The sequence below is a fragment of the Bacillus sp. L75 genome (genome assembly GCF_003676355.1).
GTDB classification, from domain to species: Bacteria; Bacillota; Bacilli; order Bacillales; family Bacillaceae; genus Bacillus; species Bacillus velezensis.
This window is the reverse complement of record NZ_ML064929.1, coordinates 1-12,836: the sequence shown is the minus strand read 5'-3', so window position 1 is coordinate 12,836 and position 12,836 is coordinate 1. Positions and strand designations below refer to the sequence as shown.

The 12,836-nt window shown below is 49.0% G+C and carries 3 protein-coding genes; all 3 read right to left on the bottom strand.

Translation table 11 applies throughout. The annotated features are described in order from the left end of the window. On the bottom strand, window positions 1–1,394 hold a 1,394-nt coding region (locus D5S11_RS19530), incomplete at its 3' end, for a condensation domain-containing protein (RefSeq protein ID WP_241211472.1). Between the two features lie 15 nt (window positions 1,395–1,409). Further along, window positions 1,410–9,107: a non-ribosomal peptide synthetase gene (locus tag D5S11_RS19525; RefSeq protein ID WP_108724930.1), complete on the bottom strand. Its 7,698-nt coding sequence runs from the start codon at window positions 9,105–9,107 to the stop codon at window positions 1,410–1,412. A 25-nt stretch (window positions 9,108–9,132) separates the two neighbouring features. Further along, a partial coding sequence (locus tag D5S11_RS19520) for a non-ribosomal peptide synthetase (protein WP_128424639.1) occupies window positions 9,133–12,836 on the bottom strand: 3,704 nt, incomplete at its 5' end.

Below are 12,836 nucleotides of genomic sequence, written 5' to 3'. Positions count from 1 at the left end.
AGCGTCGGAGCCGGCGGTTCAACCGTTTCTGTACGGTTAAACGCATCCAGCATACTTCTGGCTTCACGCGCATCAAGCAATGCGATCTCGGAGGCGCAAATTTCAGGATCGGAGATGACTGAATTCATCATATGCCGTAAAAATGTTTCGATATTCTTCATAAAAACGCTGTCGTAGATACCGGTATCAAAGTTTAAGCGGATATAAAGAGAATTTCCCGGAATCACCTTTATGCTGCATCCGTAGTTTGTGACTTCCTCCATCGTGAAATCTTCTACCGCAAAATCAAATGAACCGGACTGACTCACATTTTCAATTTCACGCTGGGCCGGCACATTTTCAAACACGATAATGTGGTCAAACAGCGCTTGCTTCAAAGGGCTTTGCGCTTGAATGTCATACAGCGGATAATAGCTGTACGCTTCTGCTTGCAGCGTCTCCTGCTGCAAATGCCTGACGAGCTCCAGAAAAGAAAATGAACCGCTTTTCACCCGCACGGGAATCGTATTAATAAACAGTCCCACCATTTTTTCCACGCCTGCGAGATCCGACGGCCGGCCGGAAACGACAGAACCGAAAACGGCGTCATCACAGCGGCTGACACGCTGCAGCAACATGCCCCACAGTGCCTGGAACACTGTATTCAGCGTTGCTCCCGCCCTTGCCGCAATGTTCTTCAGCTCATTTGTCTGCTCTTCAGAAATGGTGAAAACCGCCTGCTCAAGTTCGCCATTTGGTTCCGCGGATTTTTTCGGAAGAGACGCCGATTGCTCAAGATCGGCAAGTCTCGTTTTCCAAAAAATCTCGGCTTCTTTACGATCCTGCTTCATGAGCCATTTAATATACTTACCATATGGCTGAACAGGCTCGAGAGACGGGAGCCGCCCGTCTCCCAGAGATTGATAGATCATCAGAAATTCCTTCATGACAATCCCGAAGCACCAGCCGTCCATGACGATATGATGATGGCTCCAGATACAAACATAGCGTTCAGGCGCTTTTTTCAAAATGGAGACTCTCATGAGAGGGTCTGATTGCAAATCAAAGCCTTTATCTTTATCTTCTTTTCTGAACCGGTCGGTATATTTGTCTTGTGCCTTCTCGTCCAAATGAGAAATATCATGAAACTGAACGCGGCTCGGCCTGTTTTTCAACACGACTTGGCGGGGCTTCGCCACATTCTTATGAATAAATGTCGTACGGAAAATATCGAATCGTTCAAAAACAGCATCTATACTTTTTTGGAATCGTTCCCGGTCAAGCTGTCCGTTGATCGTAAACACCGCTTGTTCGAAGTAGGCTCTTGAGTCATGATCCAACAGAGAATGAAAAAGCATGCCCTCCTGCATAAAAGATAAAGGATATATATCTTGTATTTCCGGTTGCTGCCCCATTGCGCCACTCCTTTTCTATAGTTTGTTGACGGCTCCCATAATGTCACTCAGATCTTCCAGCGTTAACTCCTCGTCACTGAAATCAGCGGCGCTCCATTCACGCTCCTCTTTGCCTGTGCAATGCGAGATGATCTGCTTGAGAAAGGCATGAAAATATCCCGTCAAAACTTCAATCGTTTCTTTTTGATACTGAAAACGGTTGTACACGACATGCATGCTGAGACATTCCGACGATACGGAGCCGCTGATATCAAGTGTGTACGGACGTTCCCAGTCTGGGCTGACTTCATTTCCCGCTTTTACGGGAGAAACACCAAAGCCGCTGGAACGGATCTCCCTGTCAAACTGCCCTAGATAGTTAAAACTGATTTCAGGAGAATCGGATTCAGTCTCTTCCCAGAGTTTGCTTATATACTTCAGCACCCCGTATCCCGCTCCTTTATGCGGAATGCGGCGCATCATGTCTTTTGTCCGCTTAATGTGATAGCCGAGCCGCTCGCCGTCATCAGCCTGATCTTGAAAACTTGCATCAACCAATACCGGATAAATTGACGTAAACCAACCGATTGTTCTGCTGATATCAAGATGCTCCAAGTGCTCTTCCCTTCCGTGGCCTTCCATGCTGATTTTGAATGTCTCGTTTCCGGTCCATCTGTTCAGCGCAAGGCTTAACGCGGCAAGCAATAATTCACCCGTCTCTGTTGTGTATGCTCTGTTCGCTTCCGTTAACAGCTGCTCAGTCTCCTGTTTCGTCAATGTAACGGTCATCACATCTGTATCTTTCAGAAGATTGGAAGAGATGCGGGCATCTTTCGGAAGCGGTTCGACCGCCGCTCTTTCTCTTTCGGACCAGTAGTCTGCTTCCTGTAACAGCCGGCGGCTTTTAGCATAATCAGAGATTTGCTTCGCGTAAGTCTGATAGGAATCGGTTTTTGCCGGAAGCGCGGTTTCTTTTCCTTCGAGCACCTGCCTGTAGCATGCGGTGAGATCTTCAAATAAAATCCGCCATGACACCCCGTCAATGACAAGGTGATGAATGGAAAGCAGCAGATGATCGCCATCATTAGCGTGAAATAATCCGACAGCTACGAGCGGACCCGTCTCCAGCCGAATGGAAGTTTGAATACAGGCGGCCGCCTGTTCAATTGCGGCGTGCTCCTCTTGTAATGACCCTTTCCCTCTCACGTCAAGCGTTTCAAACGTAAAGAGTTCTTCTTCAGAAAGCTTTTCCGCTCTGTTATATTGAATCACCGATCCGTTTTGCGTGCCGCATACCATCCGTAATGCGTCATGATGAACCGCAAGCTGTGCCAACGCTTTTCTCATAGCAGATTCATTGATTCTGTCCGCACTGCGGAGCATAACCGACTGATTAAAATGATCATGCGGCAATGATTGCGACAAGAACCAGTGCTGGATCGGCGTCAGCGGAACGTCTCCCGTGACGGGAGCCTGATCAATCACGCGGCGGACTTTCCGGAGCCGCATCGATACTTCTCCCAGTGTCTGATGCTCGAACAGCTCGCGGACGGTCGTTTCATAGCCCTGCTGTTTCAGCCTCGCACATACTTGCAGCGCTTTAATCGAATCCCCGCCGAGATGGAAGAAATGAGCATTGGGACCGAGGCCTTCAACACCTAAGAGTTCTTCCCAAATGTCAGCCATCATTTCTTCAGTTTCATTTCTCAGGCTGATATCATTTCCAAGGCTATCATTTAATTCAGGCTGCGGGAGCGCCTTCTCGTCCAGCTTCCCATTCGCCGTCAAAGGCAGTTCATCAAGCGCTATCAAGCGGGCGGGAATCATATATTCCGGCAGAAAAGCTCTGAGAGAGGCCTGAATCTCTGCTTCTTTTATCTTTTCGTTCCCGTGTAAGACCGCGTATGCGTAAATGGAGTGCTGACCGTGCTGATCAGCACGTGTGATCACGGCGGCCTCTTTCACGGAGGAAAGCTCTTGCAGCGCTGATTTAATTTCTCCCAGCTCAATTCTGTGGCCTCTGACTTTTACTTGCGCATCTTTCCGCCCGACATATTCCAGCTCGCCATTTGAGAGCCTTTTGGCGATATCACCCGTCCGGTAGAGCCGCATGCCGGAAACGTGCGGATTCGTGATGAAACGGGAGGCGGTTAAATCATCCCTGTTTACATATCCCCTCGCGACGCCTTCCCCGCCGATATAAAGCTCACCGGGAATTCCGATCGGCTGCGGATTCATATAGGCGTCCATAACAAAAGCATGAAGGGTTTCCAGCGGTCTGCCGATATTGCTTTTGTTTCTCTCAATATCATCCATATTCAGTTTTTTGCATGTGACGTGAACCGTGGTTTCCGTAATACCGTACATATTAACAAGCTCCGTCTCCGGGTACTTCTCTTTCCAGCTTTTCAGCATGCCGGGCTGAAGCGCTTCTCCGCCGAAAATGACATATCGAAGCTTCAGCTTGTCCGTATGCCCGGCCTCTTCATGAATGAGTCCGGAAAAAGCCGTCGGCGTTTGGTTCAGCACCGTTACGCCTTCACTTTGCAGCAGCTGCCGGTACAAATGCGGATCACGGGCTGTGTCTTTCGGCACGATAACTACCTTTCCGCCGTATAAGAGCGCGCCGAATATTTCCCAGACAGAAAAATCAAAGCAATAGGAATGGAACAGCGTCCAGACGTCTTCAGAGCCGAAATCAAACGGCAGTCCTTTATGTGTGATAAGGCTGATGACATTGCGGTGTTCCGTCATAACGCCTTTCGGTTTTCCTGTTGTGCCCGATGTGTAAATCACGTAAGCCGGCTGTTCAGGCGTTATTATTTCTTTCGTTCTGTCTGCTGAAACGGATTCAGGCTTATCGATGTATAAAACCGGCAGCCCGTCCATTCCGGATATCCCAAGACCCGATTGCGTCAACAGAACACGCGCGCCGCTGTCAGTCAGCATAAATGAAATCCGCTCGTCCGGATAGTCAGGATCAATCGGCAGATAAGCTCCTCCCGCTTTTAAAATACCGAGAATCCCAATCAGCATATCCGGAGATCGTTCGGTCATAAATCCGACAATCTGTCCGGAGCGGATGCCGTTTTCCGACAGCATATCGGCGATTCGATCCGCCTTTTCATTGAGCTCGCGGTAGGTGAGACGCTCATGAGACATGACGGCTGCAATTTGATCCGGCATTTTTTCCGCCTGTGCTTCGAATAAACTGACAATCGTTTCATGCCTCGGATACTCCGCCGTTTGATTTTCCGCTTGAAGAAGCATCTGCCGCTCGTTTATGCCCAGCAAATGAATGTCAGACAGCTTCCGTTCGTAATCCGCTGCGATTTGTCCTAAAAGCTCTTTAAAATGACCGGCCCACCGTTCGATCGTATCTTTTTCAAACAACGCGGTACTGTATTCAAAATGAAAATCCAGTGAGCCATCCGGCCGTTCCTCGGCATGAAGCGTCAAGTCGAATTTTGAAATGTCATGCTTCACTGCATGTGAAGAAACGGATAAGCCCGGAAGGTTCACTTCGAAATTATCACTGTTTTGCAAAACGAGCATGGCATCAAACAGCGGATTGCGATTGACTTCCCGGTGTGTATCAAGCTTTTGGGCAAGTTCTTCAAACGGGAAGTCCTGATGTTCGGCCGCGCCGAGGGCGAGCATTTTCACCTCTTCTAAATAAGCGCGGAATGTCTTATCCCCTTTCGGCCTGCTTCTCATTGCCACGGTATTTACAAACATGCCGATGACCCCGTCAAGCTCAGCGCGGCTTCTGCCGGCCGCAGGTGAACCGACGACAATGTCTTCCTGCCCGCCCAATTTAGAAAGGAACAAGGAGTAGCTTGCCAAAAGAATCATATACAGTGTCGAACCCGTCTCATCCATGAGCCGGCGCAAGTTCTCCGCCGTTTCCTTTTGAAGGCGCGTTCGAACAACGGACCCGCTGAAATCAGGAAGCTGAGGGCGCTTTTTATCGAGCGGCAGATCAAGAACGGGAATGTTTTCCCCGATCGCATCCAGCCAATAACGCTCATGTCTTTTGAATTCTTCAGCGGCAAACCGCTCATGCTGCCAGACGGAAAAATCTTTGTACTGGAGTTTTAACGGCCGCAACTCTTTTCCTCTGTACAAATCCGTCAATTCTTGAATCAGAACGCTCATTGACACACCGTCTGCGATAAGATGATGCATATCAAGCAGCAGAAAATGACGTTCTTCAGTAACTTTGGCTAAAGTCACTCTCAAAAGCGGCGCTTTTTCCACGTCAAACGGTTTGACGAAAGTTTCCATCACCTCTTGAAGAAGGTTCCCGGATGGCATGTGAATCTCTGTGAGGTCAAGATCGACATGTGCATGTATGTGCTGCATCGGCTCCCCGTTTCGTAAAACAAATGAAGTGCGTAACGCTTCATGCCTTTGTAACAGCGCTGAAAAGGCTTCGTGCAGACGATCCCGGTTGAGTCTGCCGCTCAGTTCCAGACAAGCGGGCATATGATAGCCCGTACTGTCCGCTGCAAGCTGATGAAGGGCATAGAGCCTTTTTTGCGCAAAAGATAGCGGGTACAAGTCCTTTGCCACAGCAGGCGTGATTTCTGCATATTCTCCTCTTTTCCTCTGTTCAAGGAAGCGGGCCATGCTCTCGATGGTCGGATGTTCAAAAACATGGCGGACGGCAAGTTCAATTTGCAGCCGTTTATGTATGTTTGAAACAAGCGACGCGGCTTTCAGCGACTGTCCGCCGATTTGGAAGAAATCATCTCTCATACTGATGTGTTCCCGTTTCAGCACTTCTTGCCAAATAGACAGCAGCTCAGTCTCAAGCATTGTGCGCGGAGCTTGATAATCACCGGTTCTCTCGGTTTCTTTCGGCTCAGGAAGTGCGGCCCGATCAAGTTTTCCGCTCACAGACAGCGGCATTTCCGTTAATTTGGTAAAGCTTCCCGGTATCATATAAGCAGGTAATCTCCCGGCCAATTCAGCGTGCGGTTTAAATGTCACACCCGCATTTTCCAGTACGACATAAGCTGCAAGCTCCTGTTCCCCGTCCGCCATTTTGCGCACGGTGACTGCCGCCTCTTTTACCCCGGACAGACTTCTGAGTGCCGTTTCGATTTCTCCTAATTCAATTCTGTAACCTCTTACCTTCACCTGATCGTCAAAGCGTCCCATATATTCAATCGTTCCATCCGGTAAAAATCGGGCTGCATCTCCCGTTCTGTACAGCCGTTCACCTTCACGAAACGGATGAGGGGTAAAGACTTTGTCCGTCAGCTCTTTTTGCTGGAAATATCCGTCCGCCAGACCTTTTCCGGAAATACACAGTTCACCGACGGCTCCGACCGGCTGCAGCCGATCTCCGTGCATCATATAGACAGAAGTGTTGGCAATCGGGCGCCCGATCGTAATCCGGCTGCTTTTTTGCAGGTTGCGCAGAATCGTCGTGGCCACACTGTTTTCCGTCGGGCCGTATTCATTCAGCAGCTCGGCATTCGGGCATATGCCGCGGCTCGCTTCCACGATATCAGGAGTGGCCGCTTCCCCGGCAAATGTCACCGCCCGAAGTGTCTGCGCATCCTTTTTCGTCAGCGAATCAAGCAGAACGCGATACAGAGACGGAACGATCAGAAGATGGCTCACTCCGTGTCGGGTGATTTTCTGTTTTATTGAAAGGACGTCTTTCGCATCATCTTCATCAGTTAACAATACACAGGCGCCCGACAGAAGCGGAGTGAAAAGACTCGTTAATGACCCGTCAAATACGTATGAAAAAAGATGAAGCGCTATGTCCCCTTCTGTCATCCCGTATTCTTCACGCCGCCATTGCAATGTATTGCTGATCGCTTTGTGTTGTACAAGCACCCCTTTCGGCCGGCCTGTCGTTCCGGAGGTGTAAATGACATACGCCCAATTTCCGCTGTCAGATACCGGCGGAAGCGGTGCGGTCTGCTGGGAAACCGTTTCCTCCAAGATGACGACGCTGCCCTTGAAATGCGGCGGAATGAGGGGGAGCAGGTCTTTTTCAGTCACGAGCAGTGAGGCTTCACTGTCTCTCAGTAAAAATGAAATCCGTTCAGGCGGAAATTCCGCATCAATCGGCATATAGGCGCTGCCCGACTTCCAAATTCCGAGCAGAGCGGCAACCGTACTCATTGATCGGCGCAGCATAACAGCGGTGATCTGATCGGAACGGGCGCCTTTTTCCCTTAACGCATGGGCAATCTGATTCGCCCGCTGATTTAATTTTTTGTAGCTCCAGCTTACCCCGTTATATCTCAACGCCTCTTGGTCAGGCGTTTTTGCCGCCTGTTCTTCAAACAGCCCATGAACGGTTGTCTCAGGGTACGGACGGTTCGTTTCGTTAAACGAATGAATCAGGGCTTCTTCCTCCGGAGGTACGAGACTGATGCTTGATAAAAGCCTGTCCGGATCTTCCGTTACACAGGAGATGACCTCCAGAATATGCCCTTTGATCCGTTTCATGTCTTCCCGATCGTAGGTGCCCGCATTGTAGCTGAATTTCACATAAAACTCTTCTCCCGGAACGATGACGACGTTAAGATCGTAATTGGTTTCTTCCGCCATCGAAAAGTTTTCAAGGGAGAGCGCATTGCTTTCCGTTTGCTGCCAGCCGTTTACCGCAGTCTGCATCTGAACCGGATAATTCTCAAAAACCAGGATGTGGTTCAAGAGATCTTTTTGCAGGCCGCTCTCGTTTTGGATGTCATAAAGCGGATAATAGCTGTGCTCTTCCGCAGCGAGTGACTCTTTTTGCACCTTTTTGAGAAGAGAAGAAAAAGTCATATCACCAGCCGCGCGCACCCTTACCGGCACGGTATTGATAAACAGTCCGGCCATGGATTCAATGCCGGCGATAGCTGACGGCCTGCCGGAAACAACCGAACCGAAGACCGCATCTTCAGTCCCGTTGTAACGATGGAGAAGCAGGCCCCAAATGCCCGTAAATATAGTATTCAGCGTGACCCCTGTGCTTCGGGCAATGTCTGTCAGTTTTTGCACGGTTTCAGACTCAAGGGAAAATTGAAAATGCTCAGATGCATAACCGTTCTGCGCCGGCTTATTCTTCGTTTGCGGAACGGAAACGATTTCTCCGTAATCTTCCAAGCAGCGCGACCAGAACGCTGACGTTTCTTCTTTATTCCGGCTTCGGAGCCATTTGATATAAGTGCTGTAAGGAGCCGGACTGCCGAGGTTTACAGGCCGCCCGTTTCGGATCGCATAATACATGCTGAAGAAATCTTTCAGTACAATTCCCAAGCTCCAGCCGTCCATCATAATGTGATGATGAGTCCAAACGCATGTATGACGGTTTTCTCCCGTTTGAAAAAGAGTCAGGCGCATTAAGGGGCCTTTTTGCAGATCAAACCCCTTATGCCGGTCGGTTTCCTTGAATTTGTCAATGATGCTTTGCTGCCGTTCTTCCGAATAGTCTGAAATGTTCTCAGTCTGTACGGCTGTGTCACGGCGTGAAAGGACAACCTGCTGCGGTCCTTCAAGGTCAGGCACTTCTTTTATGAAAATCGTTCTGAAAATATCATAACGGCTGACAAGCATATCCAGACTTTTTTGGAATGTATCAATGCATAAATCCCCGCTGACCGTAAACGAAATCTGCTCGACATATGCGTTTGATCCGGAATCCAGAAGCGAATGAAACAGCATGCCTTCCTGCATATATGATAAAGGGTAAATATCTTGAATTTCTGTCGCTTGTGTCACGAATGCCACACACCTTTTTATGAAATTAAAGTCCTTTTACGAGATCTTCAATGCTTGATAGTGCTTGAGCGGTCAATTCTGTATGGCTGTAATCCGTTAATGTTTTTTCCCGCTCTTTCTTGCCGGAACAATGGGCGATGATGTCCTCGAGGTGAGTATGGAAACGATTCATGAAGAACTCGATTGCCCCCGGTGCAAATACATCGGTATAAACGGCTTTTACCTCCAGTTGCCCGGCCGCCACCATCGCGTTAATATCCAGATCAAATTCGCGGATGCGCCCGGCCGCTATATCATGCTGCGGCTTGAACGGTGACATCTTCAGTGTCCCTTCAAGACCGTCAAACGCACCGAGATAGTTAAAGCTTATTTCTGGGTCTTTATAAAGAATGTTTCGCGAATATCTCAGCAGCCCGTAGCCGGTTCCGTGATGAGGAACCCGTCTCATCATGTCTTTTACCGTCTTTATGCGGTGAGCGGTTTTTTCGCCTGAGCCTCCCGACACTCTCATATCCAAAAGCACCGGGTAAACAGATGTAAACCATCCTGCCGTTCTTGACATATCAATGTCAGGCATATGCCCCTGGCGCCCGTGCCCCTCAGTGCTGATAAGGATCTGTTCAGAACCCGTCCACTCATGAAGCGCCATTCCAAGCGCCGTTAAAAGCAATTCATGAACATCCGTTCCGTATGCCTGCTGTGTTTCCAACAGCAGCTGTTTCGTGACTTCGCTGCTTAATATCCACGATGCAGTGCGCGCGTTTTCCTGCAATCGTCCGGCGTTTTCATCAGTTATTTTCGGCAGCGGCGCTGTTTCACTAGACATCACGCTGTCCCAGTATGCGGCTTCCTCCAGCAATGCTTTGCTTTTGGAAATGTCAAAAAGTTCTTCGGCATACTTTATATAAGAATCGCTTTTCGGCGGCAGTTCGATTTGTTTGCCGTCCAATGCCTGCTGATAAGCTGTCTGCAGATCTTCAAGCAATATCCTCCATGACACGCCGTCCGTGATAAGATGATGAATCGTTATAAGAAGATGGTCGGCTTCCTTCTGACGGAACACTCCGAGATGAAGCAGAGGCCCCTGATCAAGACGCATAGCCTGCTGTATTTCTTTTTCCTCAGCGGCTATCCGTTTTTCGGGCTGCGTTTCTTCTGAAATATCTATGACGTTAAGCGTAAATATTTCTTCATACTGCTTTGTGATTCCGCGATTATATTGAACCGTTTCCCCATGCTCATTTTCAGTGAAAGTCATTCGCAGCGCATCATGATGTTCGGTCAGCGCGCAAACCGCCTGATACAGCGCATCTATTTCGAGGCTGTCTTCACTGCACAGCATGACCGCTTGGTTATAATGAAGCTCAAACGCACCCGGCTCCTCAAAAAATCTCTGCTGGATCGGTGTCAGCGGAGCGCTTCCTTCTATCGGCCCCTGATCAGCAGTTGCAACAGCCGGCGTGAGGTGCTTCGCGAGTTCTGCAATCGTCGGGAATTGAAACAAATCGCGGATCGACATGTTCCAGCCTTCTCCGGCGAGTCGGGCTGACACTTGAAGCGCCTTAATGGAATCTCCCCCAAGCTCAAAGAAAGAGTGATGGATTCCCGCTTTCTGAATATGAAGCACATCTTCCCAAATCCGGCATAACATCGCCTGTTTTTCATCGCCGGGCGCGACAAATGCCTGGGATGAATGTATCTCTTCTGCCGGCAATGCCGATTTATCAAGTTTGCCGTTCAGTGTCAGGGGCATGCTGTCTAAACCGATAATATGGGACGGCATCATATAAGCCGGGAGCTCCTGCATTAGAGACTGGCGAAGTGATGAGATATCGGCCTCTTTAGGAACGATGTATGCCGCTAATCGGGCTTGTCCTTCGGCATCTTTCATCACGGTAACAGCCGCTTCTTTGACTTGATCGTGTTTCAAAAGCACACTTTCTATTTCTCCCGTCTCAATTCTGTAGCCTCTGATTTTTACCTGCTTATCAATCCGCCCTTGAAAACGAAGAGTACCATCCGGCAGCCAGCAAGCCTGATCTCCGGTTCTGTAAAGCGTTTCTCCCGTTTGTAACGGGTCACTGAATGCGCCCTCTGTCAGCTCAGGCTGTCCCCAATATCCTTTGGCGACGCCGGCCCCTCCGATATACAGCTCTCCGAAAACGCCGATCGGCTGGACCTGTTTGTCTTTGTTTAAGACGTACATTTGTACATTCGGAAGCGGAACACCGATCGGCACATCATCTTCCTGCGGCTTTTCGCTCATTTCGGCTTCATAATACGAAGAATCAATTGTCGCTTCTGTTACACCGTAGCTGTTAATGATCCGCATTTCTTTTCCGAAGCGTTCATGAAGCGTATAAAAATCCTGCGACTTGATCATATCTGAACCCAGTACCAGTATTTTTACACTTTGCAGCGCGAGCTTCCGGCGATATATATATTCCATAAACGGAACAATCAGCGCGGGTGTCGACTCCATAAACGTGATACGGTACTGATCAATGAGCCGATAAAGCTGTTGCGGCTCAAGCCGGACGTCATCCGGACAAATGACAAGCGTTCCCCCGTTTAGCAGGGCGCGTGCAAGATCTCCTGAAAATACATCAAATGAGAAACTCGCCATCTGCAGCACTCTGACCGGTATAAGATCAAGCTCATAAATCCTGCGCCATGCAAGTGCTGCATGCGTAAAGCTGCGATTTCTGACTTCGACTCCCTTCGGCGTTCCCGTTGTTCCCGAAGTATATATGATATATGCAGTATCATCCGGTGACGCTGCCGGCTGAATATTCTTTGCACAAATATCGTATTGATCTTCATGATCAAGCTGAATGAGAAATAAATTGTGATCCGTCAGCTGTGAAGCAAGTTCTTTGTATTCTGACTGCACCATCAAGACGGATGCCGCGCTGTCTTTTAATAAATAGCGAATCCGTTCCTCAGGATAATGGGAGTCAACTGGTATATACGCCCCTCCCGATTTCATGACGGCAAGAACACTGACGATCGCTTCAATCGAACGGTTTGCCAATATAGCTGCTCTTTTTCCCGGACCGAATCCATATTTGTGTAATGTTCGCGCAAGCCGATTTGCCCGCTCATTAAGCTGCGAATAGCTGATCTGTTGTGTTCCTTCAATAACAGCGGTCTGATGAGGCGTTTCTTCTGCTTTCTCTTCAAACAACTGGTGAAACAGTTTGTGTTTTTCCATGAATTCGGTTTGTGTGTTATTAAACTCAATCAGTAACTTTTGTTTTTCTTCTTCATCCAAAATGTCAGCTTTCGATAGTGTGACTTCCGGTTCGGCGGCAACATGGCGCAAGAGATTCAGTAAGTGGCCCATCCAGCGTTCAATCGTTTCTTTCATAAAAAGCTCGGTGCTGAATTCCATTTCAAAGCGGATGTTTCCATCGGATTCAGCCGCTGATAAGGTCAGGTCAAAACTTGATACATCATGTTCGGTATGTTCTGATCGTGACACCTTCAGACCGGCCAGATTTATCTCTTCTCGCTCCATATTCTGAAGAATAAACATCGCATCAAACAGCGGATTGCGGCTCATGTCCCGCTGCACCCCGAGCCGTTCCACCAGCTCTTCAAACGGATAGTCCTGATGCTCATACGCCTCAAGCGCCGCCTGGCGGACTTCCGCCAAGTAATCGGTAAACCGTTTGTCTCCTTTCGGCTCCGTTCTGATGGCCAGCGTGTTGACGAACATGCCGAGAA